This is a genomic window from Rhodococcus sp. NPDC058532, from assembly GCF_042719255.1.
GTDB lineage: Bacteria > Actinomycetota > Actinomycetes > Mycobacteriales > Mycobacteriaceae > Rhodococcus_G.
The window spans coordinates 490441-511235 of record NZ_JBHXNU010000001.1; the positions used below are offsets into that span (position 1 = coordinate 490441).

Here is a 20795-nt window from a genome sequence, read left to right on the forward strand (position 1 = left end):
CGCGCCCGATCAGCGGGCGAAGTCGACGACCACCCGCTCCGGGTTGCTCAGCCGGGACACCGTCACCGGGAGCTGGTCGGTGTCGAGGCCGATGAACGTCTGTGTGACACCCTCGAATACCGTCGCGACCCGCACCTCGGACACCGCACCGGCGCCCGGCAGCGGGTTCGGCCCCGCGTACTCGTCGACGCCGGTGTCGAACGGGTAGCCGGTGCCGGTCAGTGACACCTCCAGGATTTGGCGGCCCGCCACGTCCACCTCCCGGCCGCTGCCGTCCTGGACCGCCGCGTCGACGTACCTGACGTTCCACCCGGGTTCGCCCTCGCCGTGCAGTTCGTAGACGACGCGGTCGTACCCGTCGTGCGACCCGACCCGCACATCGGTGACCGACAGGGACGCGTTCCCCGACGCCGCGGCCCGCGGCTCGGTAACTCCGCCCCGCGCCGGGGGATACTCCTGCACCGGGGTGCTCGGTGCCGCGGCGGATGTCGAGGTCACCGCCGATGCGGCGGTCGCGGCGGGTTCGGCGCTCGTGGCGCAGCCCGCGAGGGCCCCCGCGAGCGACACCATCGCCACGATCGAGGTGCCCGCGGTCGTCATGGTCCGGCTGCGTGAGAATCGATCGGTCATCGATTCAGGGTATCCCCCGTCCAGCCGGAGACCGCGTCCCCGACACGGGGGCGCGGTTCGCCGGGAGTGGCCGGGTCGACCTCGCGGCCGTTGACGGTCACAACCGCCCAGCGCGCGCCGTCGTGCCGGAGAGCGGTGATGGCTGCGTTCGGGATTCGGGGCACCGGCCATCCGTGCAGCGCGCCGATGACCGAACGGATCAGGCCGCCGTGGCTGACCGCAACGATCGCCGAGCCCGGGTGGCGTTCCGCGAGGTCGTCGAGCGCGGCCAGTCCTCGGCGGGTCACGTCGGCGCGGGGTTCGATCCCCGGATAGTTCCCGTCCGGCCAGCGGTCCCATGCCTCGTAGTCGGTGATCCCCTCGGCCTCACCGAAGTGTCGCTCGGTCAGTCCGGGGTGGGTGCCCGACCGCGTGAGGTTCAGGTGGGTGCCGATGATGTCGGCCGTCTCCCCGGCCCGGGACAGCGGGGAACTGACCAGGACGTCCCACTGCCCTGCCGCCAGCAGGGAGCCTGCGCGGGCGGCCTGCGCGCGACCGGTGGCGTTGAGCGGGATGTCCGACGAGCCCTGCAGGCGCCGCAGCGCGTTCCAGTACGTCTCGCCGTGTCGGACCAGTGCCAGGTGAGTCATGGTCGCCGCAGGCTAGCACCGCTGGACAGCGGGTGCGGGCAGGCGCACACTGCACGCGGGCAGCGGAGGAGGTGGTGCGCGGTGCCCGAATCCGAGTCGACCGCGCCGTCGTCTGGCGGGCGTCCCCGGCGCAGCAACCGGGCGCGGGCGGGGCCGATCGCGGACGGATTCGTCGCGCGGCGGCTGCAGTTGGGGCTCACACAGTCCCGGCTCGCCGCGCTCGCCGGGGTGTCCCGCTCCAGCGTGCAGGCCATCGAATCGGGCCGCAGCACCGTGCAATTGGACATGCTGGAGGCCGTCGCCGACGTCCTCGGCTGCGACATGGTGCTGGCGCCGAGGGCCGGGCGCAGTCTGCCCTCCTGACGTGGGTGTCGAAATTCTGGAACAGTGGAGTCGGCGAGTATCGATACTGGGAGGCCCGATGGACGCGGCGTTGCGACGGGAACGGATCACCGCGCAGGTCCGGCGGTGGTGCGAGGAGGCGCGGGTCGACGGCTTCCGTCGGGACCTGACCGCGGGCGCCGCGGTCCTGATCGCGGCGGGCCATCTCGACGACGGCACGCGCACGGTGCTCGCGAACCGGCGGCGGCTCGGGCGCACCCTGCCCGACCTCGGCGGCTTCGGTGCGCTGCGCATGCTCGCCGACGATTACGCCCGCCTCGACCGGAAGGCCAGGTCGATGCGCCCGGGCGTCATGCAGGTCCTCGCCGCGGCGCGGGCCAGCGAGGTCGAACGCCGCCTGCTGAGCGCCCGCGCGAAGTTCCTGCACGCGCCTGCGCATTACGCGAACGGGGTCCGAACCATCCGCCGCGACCGGCGGGACGGCGTGCACCTGGAACCGGTGCAGCGGGAGGCCCTGTTCGATGCGCTGGCCCGCACACCGGTCCCGATGCCCGAACACCGGATGGATCAGGCGACGGCCGCCGCGGTGACGGTGGCGGCGGAGCGGCTTGCCGGACTGGTCGAGCGGACGCCGTTGGCGGCGGCGGGACAGCGCGCGGTGGAGGCGCTCGGCGGGCGGGCCGGCCAGCCGGACCGGTTCGTCGACCGGTTCGATGCGCTGCTGTTCCTGGCCGGTGCGCTGTACGACCGGATCGACGGCTCCGAGGCGTGGCGGTCCGACTACTTTGCGGTGCAGCGGGCGCAGCTGGACCTCGCAGACGAGCTGACCCAGATCGCGGTCGACGCGGTCGCGTTGCGCGGCATCGGCGGGGAACTGGACGAGGCGCTGCGGCACGCGAACGGCGATGCCGCCCGCGACCAGATCAGGTCGCGGCAGCGGGCGCTCGACCAGGTGTGGGACCAGCTCGTTGAGCGGGTCGCCGCGTTGGCCCGGATCGGCGATCTGCTCGGTGAGGCGGAGGGGCAGCTGCGGTCGATGGCCGCGGTGCAGCGGACGATGAGCCTCGACACCCGGATCGACGAGCTGATCGCGCGGGCCGGCGACCGGGAGCTGTCCACCGAGAACACTCATCACGTCGGTGACCAGATCGGCGGCGTCGACGAGGTGATGGTCGGATATCAGGCACTGCTGCACGGCGACATCCTGGCGTTACAGACCCGGGCGCGCTGAGCGGTCGTGCTCAGTCGCGGGCGCCGACCAGCCGCAGTGCGAGCTCGGCGTACAAATCCGCGACCGCGTCCGGGTCGGTGAATCCGCCGCCGGGGAACCAGCGGCACACGTCAACGCAGAGCGAGTTGATCGCGAGGTTCACCCCAGCGGCGTCCGGGACCACGAACGAGCCGTCCTGCACTCCCGCACCGATGATCCGGTCGATGATGCCGCTGATGTCGCGGCGCAGTCCGAGGATCTCGCGGTAGTGCTCGGGTGAGAGCGCGGTCAATTCATACTGCACGACCATGCCCCGGGTGTGGTGGAGCGCCTGCCACCCGGCGAACCTGCGCACCACCGACGCCAGCCGGACCGTCGGTGTCGCGTCGGTCGGGTCGGCCTCGGTGAGCAGTTCCACACACTTGAGGTGGCCCTCGTAGCTGATCGCGAAGAGCAACTCCTCCTTCGACCGGTAGTGCGGGTACATCGCGGCGGGGGAGAGCCCGAGCCGGGCCGCGATGTCGCGGGTGGTGGTGCCGCCGTAGCCGTTCGCGGCGAACGCTTCGGCCGCGGCGGCGCGGATTCGGGCCGCCGCCTTCGACGTGCTCACCACGGTGTTGGGGGTCGTGAGGTTCATCGCGTTCGGGTCCCTCGCGTCGGTCTCGCTCACCGGCACCTCCGTTCCGCCTGTCGTCCTTGACAATGACCGGTCACGCGGTGAGTATAAGCATGCGCTTAGATAATGAGCGGCCGCTTAGATTTGCGGGGCGCTGTCCCTCGACCCGACACAGAAAGCACGCCATGAATCTGAAACTCACCGACGAGGAACTGACGTTCCGTGACGAGCTGCGCACCTTCTTCAGCACGCAGATCCCCGCCGAGATCCGTGAGCGCGCCGCCGCGGGCGGGGAGCTGACCCGCGAGGACTTCGTCACCACCCAAAAGATTCTCGACGCCAACGGTCTTGCCGTGCCGCACTGGCCCGCGGAATGGGGCGGCAAGAACTGGACCCCGGTGCAGCTGCACATCTACCGCGACGAGATGCAGCTCGCATCCGTGCCGGACCCGCTCGCGTTCAACGCCGACATGGTCGGCCCGGTCATCGCCGCGTTCGGCTCGCCGGAGCAGAAGGAGAAGTTCCTCCCCGGCACCGCGAATCTCGACATCTGGTGGTGTCAGGGCTTTTCCGAGCCCGAGTCGGGTTCCGACCTGGCCTCCCTGAAGACCCGCGCCGTCCGCGACGGCGACAGCTGGATCGTCAACGGGCAGAAGACCTGGACGACGCTCGGCCAGCACGCCGACTGGATCTTCTGCCTCGTGCGCACCAACCCGGACGCACCGAAGCGGCAGCAGGGCATCTCGTTCCTGCTCATCGACATGACGACGCCGGGCATCACGGTCCGGCCGATCAAGCTGATCGACGGCGGCTACGAGGTCAACGAGGTGTGGTTCGAGGACGTGCGCGTCCCCGCCGAGAACCTCGTCGGCGACGAGAACGCGGGCTGGTCCTACGCCAAGTTCCTGCTCGGCAACGAGCGCACCGGCGTCACCCGCACCGGTGCAACCAAGGCCAAGATCGCGAAGGCCAAGAAGTACGCCGCCGAGACCCGGGTCGGTGACGGCACGCTCCTCGAGGATCCGCTGTTCGCGGCCCGCATCGCCGAACTCGAGAACCAGCTCGTCGCGCTCGAACTGACCCAGCTGCGGGTCGTCGCGAGCTCGGCCGACGGCAAGCCGAACCCGGCGTCGTCGCTGCTGAAGCTGCGGGGCTCGGAGCTGCAGCAGGCCGCGACCGAGATCCTGATGGACGTCGCTGGACCCGACTCACTGGCGTTCGAGGCGGGCGACGACATCGCGTCCCCGGCATGGGCGCAGCGCAGCGCGCCGCTCTTCCTGAACTACCGCAAGGTCTCGATCTACAGCGGATCGAGTGAGGTTCAGCGCAACATCATCTCGTCCTCGATTCTCGGATTGTGAGTGGCAGCCATGGATTTCGAACTCAATGACGAACAGATCATGCTGCGGGACACCACCCGTGAGCTGCTGAGCCGCAGCTACGACGCCGAGAAGCGCAACGCCGTGACCGCCGACGGCAAGGGCTGGAGCGACGAGGTGTGGGGCAAGCTCGCCGAGATCGGCCTGCTCGGTCTGCCGTTCTCGGAGGAGGACGGCGGCATGGGCGCCGGACCGGTCGAGACGATGACCGTGATGAACGAGATCGGCAGGGCGCTCGCCCCGGAACCCTTCCTCGACGGCGTCCTCATCCCCGGCGGCCTGGTCGCCGAGGTCGGCACCGCCGCTCAGCGCGCGACGCTGCTTCCCGCGTTGGTCGAGGGCGCAACGCTGCTCGCGTTCGCGCACGACGAGCCGGGCAGCCGCTGGCCGACCCAGGTCGTTGCCACCGCCGCAACCGCGTCCGGGGAAGGGTGGACCCTGACCGGCACGAAAAATCCTGTGCTGCACGGCGACTGCGCCGACACCCTCGTTGTGAGCGCCCTGCTGCCCGACGGCGGCACCGGACTGTTCCTCGTCGCCGCCGACGCGGCAGGCGTCACCCGGAAGCCCTACGCCACCCACGACGAGCTGCGGGCAGCGCAGATCGAACTCGCGGACGCCCCCGCGGAGCAGCTCGGTGAGGGTGGCGACGCGTCCGCCGCGATCATCGCCGCACAGGTCAGCGCGCAGGCCGCGCTGTGCGCCGAGGCGGTCGGCGCGATGGCGGAGACGCTGCGGCTGACCACCGACTACCTCAAGCAGCGCAAGCAGTTCGGTGTCACGCTGTCGAAGTTCCAGGCGCTGACCCAGCGGGCCGCCGACATGTACGTCGAGCTCGAACTCGCGTCCAGCATGAGCCTGTACGCGACGATGAACCTCGCCGACGGCATCGTCGATCCGATCGTCGCGTCCCGTGCCAAGCTGCAGATCGGCCGCGCCGCACGGCACATCGGCCTCGAGGCGATCCAGATGCACGGCGGCATCGGCATGACAGCCGAATACCCGGTCGGGCACTACGTGTCCCGGCTGACCGCGATCGGCCACACCCTCGGCAGTGCCGACGATCACCTCCGGGTGCTCGCCGGTGTCGTCGCAGACCACGAGATGGTCGAGATCACCAAGTAGAGCCACGCATTTCCCCCTCGCACCGCGGCCCCGCAGACCCCTCCGGTCGGCGGGGCCGCGGTGTGTTCCCGGGTGCGCCTGCGGGAGTCGGGTGATAATGGCGCGATGCGGTCGCGAACGAAGATCCTGGACGCCACGCTGACGCTGATCGGCAGTGACGGTTTTGGTGGCGTCTCCATCGCGTCCGTCGCGGCGGCCGCGGGGGTCACCCGGCAGACCGTCTACACCATCTTCGGCTCCCGCGAGAGCCTGGTGTCGCAGGCGATGGCGGGGCACCTGACCGAGGTGGCCCGGGGCATCCAGCGTGACCTGGCGTCGTCACGGACCCCGTGCGAGTACGTGGTCGGGTTGATCGTCGACAGCAGGCGCGCGGTCCGCGCCGACCCCGTTCTGATCACGCTGCTGCGGTCCGAGGCAGGCAACCCGCTGTTCGACACGGGCGCGATCAGCCGCGCGAGGGACGTTGCCCGCGGACTCCTTGAGCCGCTCGTCGACCTGTTCCCCGAGGTCTCGGCCCGCTTCGAGGACATCGTGGAGATCGCCGTCCACCTCGGCCTGACGTCGGTGTGCTTCGATGACGGGTCGCTGCGCACCGACGCCGAACTGCGGGCCTTCCTCACCCGATGGATCGAACCGGCGCTCACCTCCCCCAGCACTCCTTGACACTTCAGCGGAGAACTGTCTAGTTTGAGCCGTCCCGGTGGGTGGCTGCGGAACGCGGACCGACGACATCGGGCGGTCACTCGTCGTTCGCAGCTGGGGGTAGCTCTGTGTCCGGGTTCACTCGTCGTTCCTTCCTTTCCGCAACGGCCGCAACGGGATTGGCGTTCGCCGCCGCAACGACAGCGCGCGCAGAGACCGGAATCGGTGCGCAGGTACGCCGGGTGCCGCTCACCAAGGAGGAGCACCGGGCCGTGGTGATCGGCTCCGGATTCGGCGGCGGGGTTGCCGCGCTTCGCCTTGCCGAGGCCGGCGTGCCGGTGCTGGTGCTCGAGCGCGGAATCCGGTGGCCCACCGGCCCGAACGCCATGACGTTCCCGAATCCCACGGCCCCCGACAAGCGGGTGCTCTGGTACCGGTCGGCCCCGCAGCTGTTCGGCAGGCCCGCGGTCTTCGACCCCTACACCGGCCTCGTCGAGGCGGTCGCCGGGGCGAACATGACCGCGCTGTGCGCGGCAGGTGTCGGCGGCGGATCGCTGGTCTACCAGGGGATGTCGCTGCAGCCGTCCGAGGCCGTGTTCAACCGGTTCTTCCCGAACGAGCTCGACTGGCGGCTGATGAACCGGGTGCACTATCCGCGGGTTGCGGCGATGCTCCGCCTCGCGACCGCCCCCGACGAGCTCGTCGCCAGCGACGCCTACCTCGCACCCCGCGTGTTCGCCGAGCACGTCACCCGGGCCGGATTGCCGCTGTCGAAGATCCCGATGCCGATCGACTGGGGCTTCGCGCTCGCCGAGCTGCGCGGCGAGATGGCGCCCTCGTACACCGACGGGTCGGGGGCCCTCGGCGTCAACAACGGCGGCAAGAACTCCGTCGACGTCACCTACCTCGCCGCAGCGGAGGCGACCGGTCGTGTCGCCGTCGAGGTGCTCCACGAGGTCACCGCCATCGAGCGCGCCGGGGACGGTCGATGGCGGGTCCGCGTCAACCGGATCGATACCGCAGGAACGGTTCTCGAGAACAAGATCCTGACCGCCGACGCCGTGATCATGGCGGCGGGCAGCCTGAACACCACCAAGCTGCTGGTGCGGGCCGCGGCCACCGGAGGCATCCCCGACCTGCCGGACGACCTCGGAGCAGGCTGGGGCACCAACGCCGACCGGATCTACGTGTGGACCAACCCGGAACGGGAGTTCGGCACCGCGCAGGGCGGTCCGGTCGTCTACGGCAGCCTCAACTGGGGCGACCCCGCCCGCGCGCATACCGTCGTTCAGGCGTCGATCCCGTCGGTCGCGATGGACGTGCGCAGCACGATGATGGTCGGGTTCGGGGTCAGCGAGGGGCGCGGCCGGTTCACCTACGACTCGGTGCGGGACGAGGCGACGCTGCACTGGCCGAAGGAGGGCGACGCCGTCATCCAGAACGGCGCGATCGGCCCGACCGCGCACCGGATCGCCGGACCGGGCAGCCTGCTCACCGACACCAACGCGCTGTTCCCGTCCACCTGGCATCCGCTCGGCGGCGCGAACATGGGTCCGGTCTGCGACCTCGACGGCCGGGTCCACGGGCAGCGGGGCCTGTATGTACTCGACGGCGCCCTGATCCCCGGCACCGCAGGCGCGTGCAATCCATCGATGACGATCGCGGCGGTCGCGGAACGGGCCATGGACAACCTGGTGGCCGCCGACGTCGGCGTGGTCATCTGACCGTTGCCCGCCGACACGCCGGGAATGAACGGGAAACGGCGCGCCTCCCGCGCCGGAGCCGTGACCGACGCTAACGTGATGGCGACCTTCGCGCGCGTGCGTGCGTCACATTCGGCTCGGGTAGGTGTTCTCGATGACGGCAGTCCCTCCGCCCACGAACAAGGTCCTGGCCAGAAAGATCGTCGGCACCTGCGTGTTTCTGGCCGGGCTGGTCGGCGCCGCCGTCGGCATCTGGACCCTCGACGTCGTGGTCGCGGTGCTGTGGCTCGTTGTCGCCTCGCTGGCGGGGTTCTACCTGTTGAAACTGCGGGCCGAGGCGCGTGGTCGCCTCGACCGCACCTCGCCGTGAGGCCCACCCCACTTTGACCCGCTCCTGACCTGGGCGGTAAGGTCATCTGCTGGCGTACGGTACGACGCGCATACTCGGGACACTCCGGTGGTCGATGTGCGTTCGTAGCGCGGGTTCCTGGGTCTCCACTGGCCGCCGGGAACGAATCCGGACCGTGCCCGCTGGCCAGCAGTTATACGACATGACGAGGAAGTAGCTGTGTCTACCTACGCCCCGAAGGCGGGTGACGTGACCCGACAGTGGTACGTCATCGACGCCACCGACGTGGTGCTCGGCCGCCTTGCCGTCCAGGCAGCGACCCTGCTGCGCGGCAAGCACAAGCCCACCTTTGCCCCCAACGTTGACGGCGGCGATTTCGTCGTCATCATCAACGCCGACAAGGTCGCCATCTCCGGCAATAAGCGCACGGACAAGTTCCTGCACCACCACTCCGGCCACCCGGGTGGACTCAAGTCCCGCTCGGTCGGTGAGGTGCTTGAGAAGAACCCCGATCGTCTGGTGGAGAAGGCCATCGTCGGCATGATCCCGAAGAACAAGCTGGGCCGCGCCATCGCTGGCAAGCTGAAGGTCTACGCAGGCCCGAATCACCCCCACGCCGCGCAGCAGCCGGTTCCGTTCGAGATCAAGCAGGTGGCACAGTGACCGAGCAGAACGAGACCCCCGAGGTCGAGACCGCCGAGGTCGTCGTCGAGGAGTTCGCCGCCGAGCCCGAGGTCGTCGAGGAGTACGTGGTCGAGGAGTCCGTCGCCCCGGCGGCCCCGATCTACATCGACCGCCCGATCCAGACCGTCGGCCGCCGCAAGGAGGCCGTCGTCCGCGTCCGGCTGACCCCCGGCACCGGTGAGTTCAAGCTCAACGGCCGCACCATCGAGGACTACTTCCCGAACAAGGTGCACCAGCAGCTGATCAAGGCTCCGCTGGTCACCGTCGAGCGGACCGAGTCCTTCGACATCACCGCGCTGCTGCACGGTGGCGGCCCGTCCGGTCAGGCAGGCGCCCTGCGTCTCGCGATCGCCCGCGCCCTGATCGAGGTCACCCCCGAGGATCGCCCCGCGCTCAAGAGCGCAGGCTTCCTCACCCGTGACGCCCGCGCCGTCGAGCGCAAGAAGTACGGCCTGAAGAAGGCCCGCAAGGCTTCGCAGTACTCGAAGCGCTGATGCGGCACCGATGCCCGCTTCGCGGCGGGCATCGGGACCTGTTCACCCGAGAGCAGGCGTCCAGCACCACCGGACGCCTGCTCTTGGCGTAGAAGTGCACCAACCTGCGGGAATCCGCACGAACGGCAAGGGGTCTGAATTCATGGGTCGGATGTTCGGTACGGACGGGGTGCGGGGGCTGGCGAACGCAGACCTCGACGCGGAACTGGCGTTGCGGATCGCCGGGGCGGCGGCCTCGGTGCTGGCATTGTCCGAGCGGGGCGCCGCCCGGCCGACCGCGGTCGTCGGCCGCGACCCCCGCGCCAGCGGTGAGATGCTCGCCGCCGCCGTCACCGCAGGACTCTGCGCCGCCGGTGTTGACGTGATCGACGTCGGGGTGCTGCCCACCCCGGCCGTCGCCTACCTCACCGGTGTCCACGGCGCCGCGCTCGGGGTGATGATCTCCGCCTCGCACAACCCCATGCCCGACAACGGCATCAAGATCTTCGCGGCGGGCGGTCACAAGCTTGATGACGAGTCCGAGGACCGTATCGAGTCGGCGCTCACCGACCATGACCTGATCCCGCGGCCCACTGGCGCCGCGATCGGTCGGGTCGTCACCGCGGGCGACGCCGCGTCGCGGTACCTGGACCATCTCGCAGGGGCCGTCGGACACGCCCTCGACGGCCTCACCGTCGTCGTGGACTGCGCGAACGGCGCCGCATCCGCGGTCGGCCCGGCCGCGTACCGCGCCGCGGGCGCCACCGTCATCGAGATCCACAGCGCCCCAGACGGATACAACATCAACGACGGCTGCGGCTCGACCCACCTCGCCGACCTGCAGGCCGCCGTGCTCGAGCACGGCGCCGACCTCGGCCTCGCCCACGACGGCGACGCGGATCGTTGCCTCGCGGTCGACGCGACCGGCACCGTCATCGACGGCGACGTGATCATGTCGATTCTCGCCGTCGCGATGCGCGAGGCGGGGGAGCTCGTCGACAACACGCTCGTCGCGACCGTGATGAGCAACCTCGGACTGCACATCGCGATGCGGGAGGCGGGCATCGAGGTCCGCACCACCGCCGTCGGTGACCGCTACGTCCTCGAGGAGCTGCGGGCGGGCCGGTTCAGCCTCGGCGGCGAGCAGTCCGGGCACGTCGTGCTGCCCGGGTTCGGGACCACCGGTGACGGCGTCCTGACCGGTCTGCGGCTGATGAGCCGGATGGCGCAAACCCGGTCGTCGCTGGCCGACCTCGCGACCGTGATGCAGATCCTGCCGCAAGTCCTGGTCAACGTGAAGGTCACCGACAAGGCCGCCGTCGCGGTCGCGCCGACCGTGCTCGAGGCGGTCGCCGACGCCGAACGCCGACTCGGCGACACCGGCCGGGTGCTGCTGCGCCCGTCCGGCACCGAGCAGCTGGTTCGGGTGATGGTCGAGGCCACCGAGATCGAGGTGGCGCGTGCCCTCGCGGACGGTCTCGCGGACCGGGTCGCCGCCGTCTGAGCCCCGTCAATGGACTCGGGGAACCGGTTCCGGTTGCCGTGCGTCTGACACCGTGACGGTGTAGTCGGGCGCGCAGGCGCGCGGCCTCGATACGGCAGCGGGGTGGGGCAGGTGGACGGGGAGCTGACGCTCGACGAGGCAACGGTGCGCGCGGCGGCGGCCGTGTTCGCGGATTCGGCAGCGGAGCTCGCCCGGCTCGCCGAGCGGGTGGAGACCGCGCTGGCCTGCGGCGACGGTCGGCAGGCCAGCGTGACGCGGGCCTGGGCGCAACGGACCGCCGCCGCGGCGGCGCTGCTGACATCGACCGCCGACCGGTATGCCGCGCAGGAGGTGGCTGCCGCGGCCGCGTTCCGGCGGCTCGACTGGTGAACCCGCGATACCGGGACCTCGAACCGGATGCCCTGCACGCCGACGCGGAGATCCTCCGGTCCACCGCCGCGGTTCTGCGTGCGCATCTGCTCGCCCAGGAGCAGGCCGTCGCCAGGGTGACCGCCACCTGGACCGGGCCCGCCGCCGAGGCGGCGCTCACGGTCCTCCGGCGTCACCTCGACACGGCACGGGCGGACTGCGCGCGCATCGCGGCGGCAGCGGACACCCTCGACGCCGGTGCCGAGCTGATCCGGGAGGCGCACGCGGCACGGGCGGACCTCGCGCGACGGGCCGCCGACCTCGATCCGGAGGACGGAGCGCACCCCTGCGTGGCCATCGCCGCCCTGACCGAGCTGTTCACCGTCGTCGACCGCGTCGTCGAGGGGGTGCGCGAGATGGTGGAGCTGGCGCTCGCCAGCGTCGGTGCTGCCGAGTCCCCGCACGTCGCTGCTCCGCCGCCCGTTGCTGCTCCGCCCGTTGCTGCGCCGCCGCCCGTTGCTCCGCCGGCCGCTGCCGCGCCGCCCGTTGCTGCGCCGCCGCCCGTTGCTCCGCCGGCCGCTGCCGCGCCGCCCGTTGCTCCGCCGGCCGCTGCCGCGCCGCAGCCGGTGCCGGTCGCGGCGGGTGACGTCGATGCGCTCGCGTTCGGGCCGCGGCGGGATCGGTCGGGTGCGGCGGCGCCGACCCACGCCGCGGTCGCGGCCGACCGCAGCGGGGCGGAACTGGCCGACGCGGGGCCGCTGTGAGCCTTGACGACCTGCGCGTGCTGCTGACCGCCGCGGTGGACCGGGCGGAACGCGCGCTCACCGACCGGGCGGACCGGGATCCGGCGCCGTCGCCACGGTCAGCGCCGGCGGATGAACCTCCAGATCAGCCGCGCAGCAGTTGGCTGGTGTGATCGGGTTCCTCCAGGTCGGGAACCAGGGTGGTGTGCGGAATCTCGACACCCGGCGTCGCGAACGGCGCGTAGTCGGTGTCGCCGGACAGGTGGTACAGCAGATAGCCGGTGAGCAGGGCCCGCGTGGTCCGCTGGGTGCCGCGCTGCGACCGGCCGAGACCGAGCGCGCCGAACAGCGCCCGACCCTCGGCGAGGCCACCACCGGACGCCTTGTCCACTCCCCGCAGGATCGCCTGCCCGCCCCAGGCCGCGGCGAGGGACCGGGCGTTGCAGTTCATCGAGTCGAGGTCCTCGGCCGCGGCGAGGACCAGCGCGGGCCCCGACTGCTCGGCCGCGAACGCCTCCGCCGCCGGTGCGGTCGGTGCGGGGAAGAGTGCCGCAACCGCGGGCGAGCCGTGCTCGGCTGCCGCGATCACCGCCGCGCCGGCACCCATCGCATGCCCGGCGAAGGCGACCCGGTCGGCGGCGACCGAGATCTTCCCTTGGCCGAGCCGGACGCCGGTGCAGATGTCGGCTGCGCCGCGCAGGTCCGCGGCCAGCGCGAGGTGGGAGGCCACCGGGGACCGCTGGGTGTCCGGGGCGGCGGCGACGATGCCCCACGACGCCAGGTGGGTGAGGGTCTCCCGATAGCGGTCCACCCCGGTCATCCATCCGTGGCCGAACACCACGGCAGGCAACGCGAAGCCCTCGGCCGGGGTGTACACCACGCCGGGCAGACCCGCCAACGCGAGGTCGCCGCGCAGCACCCGGTGCGGTCCGCGCTTAGATAGACGAGAGGCCAGGGTCTTCGGAGTCGGCGCCACGTGCACGACCGTATCCGATCGACGGGCGGTGGATGTTCGAAGGCCGCCCGGCGCCCCGGCCGGGCATGGCAGGACGGCGAGGGAGTTTTCACGGTGTTTGGCATTCCGGTTCCGGTACCGCGGGATCTGGCGCGGGCGGCGGCGAACGTCCGCGCCCGGATCGGATCCGGGGGCCTCGCGGATCTCCGACCGACCGACTCCGAGGTGGTGGACGAGAACGCGGACCGGACAATCCGGCGGTTCCGGTCCGCCGACGGCCCCGGGGTCGGTGCCCCGGTGCTGCTCGTCACACCGCTGGCGGCCACCTCGATCGCGTTCGATCTGCGGCGCGGCTGCAGTTTCGTCGAGTACCTCCGGGACACCGGAAGGGACGTGTACGTCGTCGACTACGGTCCGGTGAACTTCGCGGACCGCAGCCGCGGGTTCGAGCACTGGGTCGACGACGTCGTTCCCGACGCGGTCCGGGTGGTCAGCGCCGACGCGGGCGGGTCGGATGTCCACCTCGCGGGCTGGTCGCTCGGCGGGATCTTCGCCGTGTACGCCGCCGCAGCGCACCGGGAACTGCCGCTGCGGTCGCTGACCCCGATCGCCAGCCCGTTCGACCTGCGTCAGGTGCCGCTGTTCGCGACGCTGCGCCCGCTGGACCGGCTGTTCGGGCCGCTCACCGTCACCCCGTTCTACCGGCTCGTCGGCACGGTGCCCGCCCCGCTGACCAGTCTCGGGTTCAAGGTCGCCAGCGTGGACAAGTACCTGACCAGGCCGTGGACGGTGCTCACCAACCTCGACGATCGGGACCACCTCGAGCAGATCGAGGCCGTCGACCGGTTCATGAACAGCATGTACGCCTACCCAGGACGCACCTTCGGTCAGCTGTACCACGTCGTGATGCGGTCCAACGAGTTCGCGACCGGGCACATGCGGATCGGCGGCAGGCAGGTGGACCTGGACGCGATCGACGTCCCGGTGATGGTCGTCGCGGGCAGCGGCGACGGACTCGCCCCGAAACAGGCTGTTCGGCACCTGACCGACCTGCTCGGTGGTGCCCCGACCGTGCGGTACGGCGTGTACCCCGGCGGGCATCTCGGTGTGCTCACCGGACGCAGCGCCAGGGACACCATGTGGCCCGCGTTCGCCGCGTTCCTCGCGGACTGCGACGACGCCGGGTCGGATCCCACGGGTCCGCGCTGACCTGGGGGTGGCGCGCCCAGTAGGCTTGGGCACCATGTGCGGAATCGTGGGATACGTCGGCCACCGCCCTGCCCTTGGCGTCGTGGTGGAGGCGCTGCGCCGAATGGAATACCGCGGCTACGACTCCGCCGGGATCGCGGTCCTGGACGGAGCGGGTGGGCTTGCGGTCGAACGCAAGGCGGGCAAGCTTGCCAATCTGACGGCCGAGCTGGCGGAGGTCGGCGCCGACCGCTTCGCGGGCAGCACCGGAATCGGGCATACGCGGTGGGCAACGCACGGCCGCCCCACCGACCGCAACGCCCACCCGCACCGGGACGCGGACGGCAAGCTGGCCGTCGTGCACAACGGCATCATCGAGAACTTCACCCCGCTCCGTCAGGAGCTGGAGGCCGCCGGGATCGAGCTGCAGAGCGACACCGACTCCGAGGTGGCCGTGCACCTCGTCGCGCGGGCCTACGCCGAGGGCGAGACCGCAGGCGACTTCGTGGCAAGCGCACACCAGGTGCTGCGCAGGCTCGAGGGCGCGTTCACGCTGGTCTTCACGCACGCCGATCACGCCGACACCATCATCGCGGCCCGCCGGTCGACGCCGCTGGTCGTCGGTGTCGGTGACGGCGAAATGTTCGTCGGCTCCGACGTCGCCGCGTTCATCGAGCACACCCGCGACGCGATCGAACTCGGCCAGGACCAGGTCGTGGTGATCACCGCCGACGGCTACCGGATCACCGACTTCGCCGGCAACGAGGCCACCGGGCGTCCGTTCCGGATCGACTGGGACCTCGAGGCCGCCGAGAAGGGCGGCCACGACTACTTCATGCTCAAGGAGATCGCCGAGCAGCCCGCCGCCGTCGCGGACACGCTGCTCGGGCACTTCGAGGACGGCAAGATCGTCCTCGACGAGCAGCGGCTGTCCGATCAGGAACTGCGGGACGTGGACAAGGTCTTCGTCGTCGCCTGCGGCAGCGCCTACCACTCCGGCCTGCTCGCCAAGTACGCGATCGAGCACTGGACCCGGCTGCCCGTCGAGGTCGAGCTCGCCAGCGAGTTCCGGTACCGGGACCCGGTGCTGGACCGGTCGACGCTCGTCGTCGCGGTGTCGCAGTCGGGGGAGACCGCCGACACCCTCGAGGCCGTGAAGCACGCCAAGGATCAGAAGGCCCGGGTGCTGGCGATCTGCAACACCAACGGTGCCCAGATTCCCCGTGAGGCCGACGCCGTCCTCTACACCCGGGCCGGTCCGGAGATCGCCGTCGCGTCGACGAAGGCGTTCCTCGCCCAGGTGACGGCCAACTATCTGGTCGGTCTCGCGCTCGCGCAGGCGCGCGGCACCAAGTACCCGGATGAGGTGGCGCGCGAGTACGCCGAGCTCGAGTCGATGCCTGCGCTGGTGACGCGGGTGCTCGAGACGATCGAGCCGGTGCGCGCGCTGGCGAGGGAGCTCGCGGACGCATCGACGGTGCTGTTCCTCGGCAGACACGTGGGCTACCCGGTCGCGCTTGAGGGTGCACTCAAGCTCAAGGAGCTCGCATACATGCACGCCGAGGGCTTCGCCGCCGGTGAGCTCAAGCACGGTCCGATCGCGCTGATCGAGGAGGGCCTGCCGGTCATCGTGGTGATGCCGTCCCCGAAGGGGCGCGCCGTGCTGCACTCGAAGCTGGTCTCCAACATTCAGGAGATCAAGGCCCGCGGCGCGCGCACGATCGTCATCGCCGAGGAGGGCGACGAGATGGTGCGGCCGCACGCCGATCACCTGATCGAGATTCCCGCCTCGCCGACCCTGCTGCAGCCGCTGCTGTCGACGATCCCGCTGCAGGTGTTCGCGGCGGAGGTCGCCCGCGCCCGCGGCTACGACGTCGACAAGCCCCGCAACCTCGCAAAGTCCGTCACCGTCGAGTAGGCGGCTCCGCCGCCTGTGAGTCTTTTTGGCCCCGACCGGGGCCAAAAAGACTCACAGGCACGGAGTGCCGGAGGGGGGTTCGGTGCGCGAATTTCACACCGCCGAGCAGGTCAGGGCCGCCGAGGCGCCGCTGCTGTCGGCGCTGCCCGAGGGCACGCTGATGCGCCGCGCCGCGCACGGGCTCGCCGGTGTCGCGGCCGCCGAACTGCGGGCACGCGCCGGGGGTGTCGCGGGGCGATCGGTGACGCTGCTCGTCGGGTCCGGGGACAACGGCGGGGACGCGCTGTTCGCGGGTGCGCTGCTGCGGCGGCGGGGAGTCGCGGTGCGAGCGGTGCTGCTCGACCCCGCGCGGGTGCACGGTCCGGGGCTCGCGGCACTGCGCGCGGCGGGCGGCCGGATCGGCGCGGACCTCGGCGATCCGGACCTGGTGCTCGACGGGATCGTCGGGATCTCCGGACGCGGGCCGCTGCGCCCCGCCGCGGCGTCGGTGGTCGCGTCGATCACCGCGCCGATTATTGCGGTGGACCTGCCCAGCGGCGTGGACCCGGACACCGGGGCGGTGGCCGGGCCCGCGGTGACGGCGTCGGTGACCGTCGCGTTCGGAGCGTTGAAGCCGGTGCACGGGCTTGCCGCCGCCCGGTGCGGGCGGGTGGAGCTGGTCGACATCGGATTGGCTCCGATGGCGGCCGGAATCCGCGCGCTGACGCCAGCCGAGGTGGGGGCTCGGTGGCCGCTGCCCGGCGCGGCGGACGACAAATACAGCCAGGGCGTCGTCGGGGTCGTCGCGGGCGGCGAGCGCTACCCGGGTGCCGCCGTGCTGTCCTGTGGGGGCGCGGTCGCGGCAACCTCCGGCATGGTGCGCTACGTGGGATCCGCGGCACCACAGGTGATTTCGGCGTGGCCAGAGGTGGTCGCCGCGGATCGGCTGGACACGGCGGGCAGGGTGCAGGCCTGGGTGGTCGGGCCGGGGATCGGGACCGGTCCCTCCGCAACGGCCGTGGTGCGGGGCGCGGTCGAGTCGGACCTGCCGGTACTGATCGACGCGGACGGGCTGACCGTTCTCGCCGCGGATCCCGGACTGCTCGCTGGCCGGTCGGCCCCCACCCTGCTGACACCGCACGCCGGGGAGTTCGCGCGGCTCACCGGCGTGGATCCCGGCGACGACCGGGTCGGGTGTGCCCGCGACCTCGCCGACCGGTGGGGGGTGACGGTGCTGCTCAAGGGGCGCGCGACGGTGATCGCGGAACCCGGGGGCGCGGTGCTGGTCAACGACGCGGGCGGGTCCGCAGCGGCGACCGCCGGATCCGGGGACGTGCTGGCCGGGCTGATCGGCGCCCTGCTGTCCACCGGCCTCGACCCGTCCGGCGCCGCGGCGATGGGTGCGCGGGCACACTCGCTTGCGGCGGCACTCGCGGCGGGTGCGGGGTCGGCGACGGCGGCACCGATCTCAGCGGGTGCTCTGTTGACGCAGGTCAGATCCGCGATCCGGATTCTGCGGGCCGCATCGGACGCCGGGTCCTGACCGCACCGAGTGAGCGGGGTCATTGGGCATAAGGGCAGGTGGTGGCAGGATTGGGGGATCATGACCATCACCGCGAACAGTGACCGTACGGCGCCCGTCCCCCCGGCGGGCGCCGATTTGTCCGGACCCGCGCCGCAGGCACCGGCACCCCAGGCGGAGGCGCTGATCGACCTCGACGCGATCGCGCACAACACGAGGGTGCTCAAGGAACACGCGGGGGACGGCGCCGTGATGGCGGTGGTCAAGGCCGACGCCTACAACCACGGGGCCGTTGCCGTCGCCCGAGCAGCGCTCGACGCGGGCGCCTCCGACCTGGGCGTCACCACCGTCGGGGAGGCGCTCGCCCTGCGCGCCGCCGGGATCACCGCTCCGGTGCTGTCGTGGCTGCACACCGCGGACACCGACTTCCGCGCCGCGATCGCCGCCGACGTCGAACTCGCCGTGTCCTCGCCCCGCCACCTCGCCGCGGTGGTCGCCGCGGCACGCCAGGTCGGGGCCACCGCGGCGGTGTCGGTGAAGGTGGACACCGGGTTGAACCGCAACGGCGTCTCGCCGACCGAACTCGACGACCTGCTCGACGGACTCGCGCGGGCCACGGCGGAGGGCGCGGTGCGGCTCGGGGGAGTGTTCTCCCACCTCGCACACGCCGACCAGCCCCATCACCCGGTCATCGACGAGCAGTCGCTGGTGCTGCGCGACGCGGTCGAGCGGGCGACGCGGCTCGGGCTGGCTCCGGACCGGGTGCACCTGGCGAACTCCGCGGCGACGCTGACCCGGCCCGACCTGCGGTTCGACATGGTTCGGCCCGGTATCGCGCTGTACGGGTTGTCGCCGGTCCCGGAACTCGGCGGCTTCGGGCTGCGCCCGGCGATGACGCTGCGCGCCAGGGTCGCCCTGGTCAAGAAGGTTGCGGCGGGCGGCGGGGTGTCCTACGGGCACACCTGGATCGCGCCGCACGACACCACCGTCGCACTGCTGCCGGTCGGCTACGCGGACGGTGTTCCGCGGGCGCTCGGCGGACGGTTCGAGGTCCAGATCGGGGACCGACGGTTCCCTCAGATCGGGCGGGTGTGCATGGATCAGGTCGTCGTCGACCTCGGGCCCGACCCCGGTTCCGTCGCGGAGGGGGACACCGCGATCCTCTTCGGCAGCGGGGCCGATGGCGAGCCGGTCGCGCAGGACTGGGCCGACCGCCTCGACACCATCCACTACGAGGTGGTGACCGGTGTCCGCGGCCGGGTGGTGCGCACCTACATCGGCGGCGACCGGACTCGCGGGTGATGCCGTTCGGTCGCCGCGGTGCGATCGGCGGTGCCGGGGTCGCTGCCGCGGTCGGGGCGCTGGCCGGGGTGCGGGCGGCGCAGCAGCGGACCGAGCCGAGCAGGCGCCGTCGGGACCGGCACGCCGACGAGGACTTCGGGCTGCTCGACAGCGACCGCGGCAGCCTGGTTGTCGCCGATGACGGCGTCGCCCTCGCGATCCGGGAGGTCGGCCCGGTGGACGCGCCGCTGACCGTGGTGTTCGTGCACGGATACTGCCTGCGGATGGACTCCTGGCATTTCCAACGGCGGCAGTTGCGGAAGCGCTGGGGTGACTCGGTGCGGATGGTGTTCTACGACCAGCGCGGTCACGGCCGCTCCGGCACCCCGACCGCGGAGTCGTGCACAATCGGTCAGCTCGGTCGCGACCTGCACGCGGTGCTGCGGGCCGTCGCACCGACCGGGCCGGTAGTGCTGGTCGGCCATTCGATGGGCGGCATGACGATCCTGTCGCTGGCGCGTCAGATGCCGGAATTGTTCGGGGAGCACGTGATCGGGGTTGGGCTGCTCGCGACCGCGGCGGCGGGCCTGAACCGGACCGGCCTGAGCCGGAACCTGCAGAACCCGGTGATCGACGCGTTCCGGTTCGCGGTGCGGACCGCGCCGGGTGTCGTCCAGGTGGGGCGCGGTGCCGCCCGCGCGATTATCTCCCCGATCCTGCGGGCGTCGTCGTACGGCACCGAGGTGAGCCCGTCGCTGACCCGGTTCTCGGAGCGCATGCTGAACGAGACGTCGGTGACGACGATCGTCAACTTCCTCAAATCGCTGGAACTGCACGACGAATCGGAGGCGCTGCCGGTGATCGCCGGTCTGCCAGCACTGGTGCTGTGCGGTGACACGGACATGGTGATCCCGTTCGCCCAGTCGCAGGCGATGGCCGACGAACTGCCGAACTGTGAGCTGGTGCGGGTGGTCTCGGCCGGCCACCTGGTCCAACTGGAGTTCCCGATCCGGGTGACCGACGCGATCGACCGGTTGGTGACCCGGGCGGTCGCCGAACACGACCTGGAAACGAAGGAGAGCATTGGTGGCTGACCACGAGCAGGCGGTGATCCACCTCCCGACGGTGGCGGACACCGAGGCGTTCGGGCGGAGGCTGGCCGTCGAACTCGGCGCCGGTGACCTGGTGGTGCTGGACGGGCCGCTCGGGGCGGGGAAGACGGCGCTGGCGCGGGGCATCGCGGCGGGTCTCGGCGTGCAGGGCCGGGTCAGTTCCCCGACCTTCATCATCGCCCGCGAGCACCGCGCGGGCAGCAGGCCCGACGGCGGCGTGGCCGTCGCGATGGTGCACGTCGATGCGTACCGGCTCGGCCTCGGCGCCGAACGGTCCGCCACGTTCGACGAACTCGACGCCCTCGACCTGGACACCGACCTCGCGGGCGCGGTGGTGGTGGTCGAGTGGGGCGAGGGAATCGTCGAGCATCTGACCGACCGGCATCTGCTGGTGCGGCTGCGGCGTGAGCCGGAGTCCGACGTCCGCACCGCGCGGTGGGGATGGGTTTCGTGACCGGCGGGT

General features: G+C 71.5%; 22 protein-coding genes. 18 read left to right on the forward strand and 4 right to left on the reverse strand.

All coding sequences use genetic code 11. The features are described 5' to 3' along the window. Positions 1–9 precede the first annotated feature (9 nt). Complete coding sequence (locus tag ACFWQG_RS02160) at positions 10–630, reverse strand: hypothetical protein (protein ID WP_378505908.1); 621 nt, start codon at positions 628–630, stop codon at positions 10–12. After that, on the reverse strand, positions 627–1259 hold the full coding sequence (locus ACFWQG_RS02165; RefSeq protein WP_378505909.1) for a histidine phosphatase family protein: 633 nt from the start codon (positions 1257–1259) through the stop codon (positions 627–629). The genes ACFWQG_RS02160 and ACFWQG_RS02165 overlap by 4 nt, the downstream gene beginning before the upstream one ends. A gap of 81 nt (positions 1260–1340) precedes the next feature. On the opposite strand from ACFWQG_RS02165, the gene ACFWQG_RS02170 reads away from it, so the two are divergent. Next, positions 1341–1622 carry a helix-turn-helix transcriptional regulator gene (locus tag ACFWQG_RS02170; protein WP_378505910.1) on the forward strand — a complete coding sequence of 94 codons (282 nt, stop codon included), beginning with the start codon at positions 1341–1343 and terminating at the stop codon, positions 1620–1622. A 58-nt stretch (positions 1623–1680) separates the two neighbouring features. Beyond that, the gene (locus ACFWQG_RS02175; RefSeq protein ID WP_378505911.1) at positions 1681–2832 is read left to right on the forward strand and encodes a hypothetical protein; all 1152 of its coding nucleotides are present in this window, start codon (positions 1681–1683) and stop codon (positions 2830–2832) included. A gap of 10 nt (positions 2833–2842) precedes the next feature. Here the strand turns inward: ACFWQG_RS02175 and ACFWQG_RS02180 are convergent, their stop codons facing one another. After that, positions 2843–3448: a TetR/AcrR family transcriptional regulator gene (locus tag ACFWQG_RS02180; RefSeq protein WP_378506054.1), complete on the reverse strand. Its 606-nt coding sequence runs from the start codon at positions 3446–3448 to the stop codon at positions 2843–2845. 164 nt (positions 3449–3612) lie between these two features. On the opposite strand from ACFWQG_RS02180, the gene ACFWQG_RS02185 reads away from it, so the two are divergent. From ACFWQG_RS02185 to ACFWQG_RS02230, 10 genes are all read left to right on the forward strand, one after another. Further along, on the forward strand, positions 3613–4788 hold the full coding sequence (locus ACFWQG_RS02185) for an acyl-CoA dehydrogenase family protein (protein ID WP_378505912.1): 1176 nt from the start codon (positions 3613–3615) through the stop codon (positions 4786–4788). A 9-nt stretch (positions 4789–4797) separates the two neighbouring features. After that, complete coding sequence (locus tag ACFWQG_RS02190; RefSeq protein WP_378506055.1) at positions 4798–5931, forward strand: acyl-CoA dehydrogenase family protein; 1134 nt, start codon at positions 4798–4800, stop codon at positions 5929–5931. Between the two features lie 105 nt (positions 5932–6036). Beyond that, positions 6037–6594: a TetR/AcrR family transcriptional regulator gene (locus ACFWQG_RS02195; protein ID WP_378505913.1), complete on the forward strand. Its 558-nt coding sequence runs from the start codon at positions 6037–6039 to the stop codon at positions 6592–6594. 107 nt (positions 6595–6701) lie between these two features. Further along, positions 6702–8297, forward strand: coding sequence for a GMC oxidoreductase (locus ACFWQG_RS02200; protein WP_378505914.1), 1596 nt, complete (start codon positions 6702–6704; stop codon positions 8295–8297). A 133-nt stretch (positions 8298–8430) separates the two neighbouring features. After that, positions 8431–8646, forward strand: a complete 216-nt coding sequence (locus tag ACFWQG_RS02205) for a hypothetical protein (protein ID WP_378505915.1) — start codon at positions 8431–8433, stop codon at positions 8644–8646. Between the two features lie 198 nt (positions 8647–8844). Next, a complete protein-coding gene (gene rplM / locus ACFWQG_RS02210) occupies positions 8845–9288 on the forward strand; it encodes a 50S ribosomal protein L13 (RefSeq protein ID WP_378505916.1) in 444 nt (147 codons plus the stop codon). After that, complete coding sequence (rpsI, locus tag ACFWQG_RS02215) at positions 9285–9803, forward strand: 30S ribosomal protein S9 (protein WP_378505917.1); 519 nt, start codon at positions 9285–9287, stop codon at positions 9801–9803. Before rplM ends, rpsI begins: the two co-directional genes overlap by 4 nt. A 142-nt stretch (positions 9804–9945) precedes the next feature. Further along, positions 9946–11286 carry a phosphoglucosamine mutase gene (glmM, locus tag ACFWQG_RS02220; RefSeq protein WP_378505918.1) on the forward strand — a complete coding sequence of 447 codons (1341 nt, stop codon included), beginning with the start codon at positions 9946–9948 and terminating at the stop codon, positions 11284–11286. A 111-nt stretch (positions 11287–11397) separates the two neighbouring features. After that, positions 11398–11655, forward strand: coding sequence for a hypothetical protein (locus ACFWQG_RS02225; RefSeq protein WP_378505919.1), 258 nt, complete (start codon positions 11398–11400; stop codon positions 11653–11655). Next, the gene (locus ACFWQG_RS02230) at positions 11652–12398 is read left to right on the forward strand and encodes a hypothetical protein (RefSeq protein WP_378505920.1); all 747 of its coding nucleotides are present in this window, start codon (positions 11652–11654) and stop codon (positions 12396–12398) included. Before ACFWQG_RS02225 ends, ACFWQG_RS02230 begins: the two co-directional genes overlap by 4 nt. A gap of 124 nt (positions 12399–12522) precedes the next feature. Here the strand turns inward: ACFWQG_RS02230 and ACFWQG_RS02235 are convergent, their stop codons facing one another. Beyond that, positions 12523–13353 carry a hypothetical protein gene (locus ACFWQG_RS02235; RefSeq protein ID WP_378505921.1) on the reverse strand — a complete coding sequence of 277 codons (831 nt, stop codon included), beginning with the start codon at positions 13351–13353 and terminating at the stop codon, positions 12523–12525. Between the two features lie 93 nt (positions 13354–13446). Between ACFWQG_RS02235 and ACFWQG_RS02240 the strand changes: the two genes are divergently transcribed. The 6 genes from ACFWQG_RS02240 to tsaE all read left to right on the forward strand — a co-directional run bounded on the left by ACFWQG_RS02240 (position 13447) and on the right by tsaE (position 20786). Further along, entirely contained in the window at positions 13447–14541 is a 1095-nt protein-coding gene (locus ACFWQG_RS02240) for an alpha/beta fold hydrolase (RefSeq protein ID WP_378505922.1), read from the forward strand. A gap of 34 nt (positions 14542–14575) precedes the next feature. After that, positions 14576–16438, forward strand: a complete 1863-nt coding sequence (gene glmS / locus ACFWQG_RS02245) for a glutamine--fructose-6-phosphate transaminase (isomerizing) (protein WP_378505923.1) — start codon at positions 14576–14578, stop codon at positions 16436–16438. A gap of 82 nt (positions 16439–16520) precedes the next feature. Then, positions 16521–17960 carry an NAD(P)H-hydrate dehydratase gene (locus tag ACFWQG_RS02250; protein ID WP_378505924.1) on the forward strand — a complete coding sequence of 480 codons (1440 nt, stop codon included), beginning with the start codon at positions 16521–16523 and terminating at the stop codon, positions 17958–17960. Between the two features lie 60 nt (positions 17961–18020). Then, complete coding sequence (alr, locus tag ACFWQG_RS02255; RefSeq protein ID WP_378505925.1) at positions 18021–19241, forward strand: alanine racemase; 1221 nt, start codon at positions 18021–18023, stop codon at positions 19239–19241. Further along, complete coding sequence (locus ACFWQG_RS02260) at positions 19241–20314, forward strand: alpha/beta fold hydrolase (RefSeq protein ID WP_378506056.1); 1074 nt, start codon at positions 19241–19243, stop codon at positions 20312–20314. The genes alr and ACFWQG_RS02260 overlap by 1 nt, the downstream gene beginning before the upstream one ends. Continuing rightward, positions 20307–20786 carry a tRNA (adenosine(37)-N6)-threonylcarbamoyltransferase complex ATPase subunit type 1 TsaE gene (tsaE, locus tag ACFWQG_RS02265; protein WP_378505926.1) on the forward strand — a complete coding sequence of 160 codons (480 nt, stop codon included), beginning with the start codon at positions 20307–20309 and terminating at the stop codon, positions 20784–20786. The genes ACFWQG_RS02260 and tsaE overlap by 8 nt, the downstream gene beginning before the upstream one ends. Positions 20787–20795 lie beyond the last annotated feature (9 nt).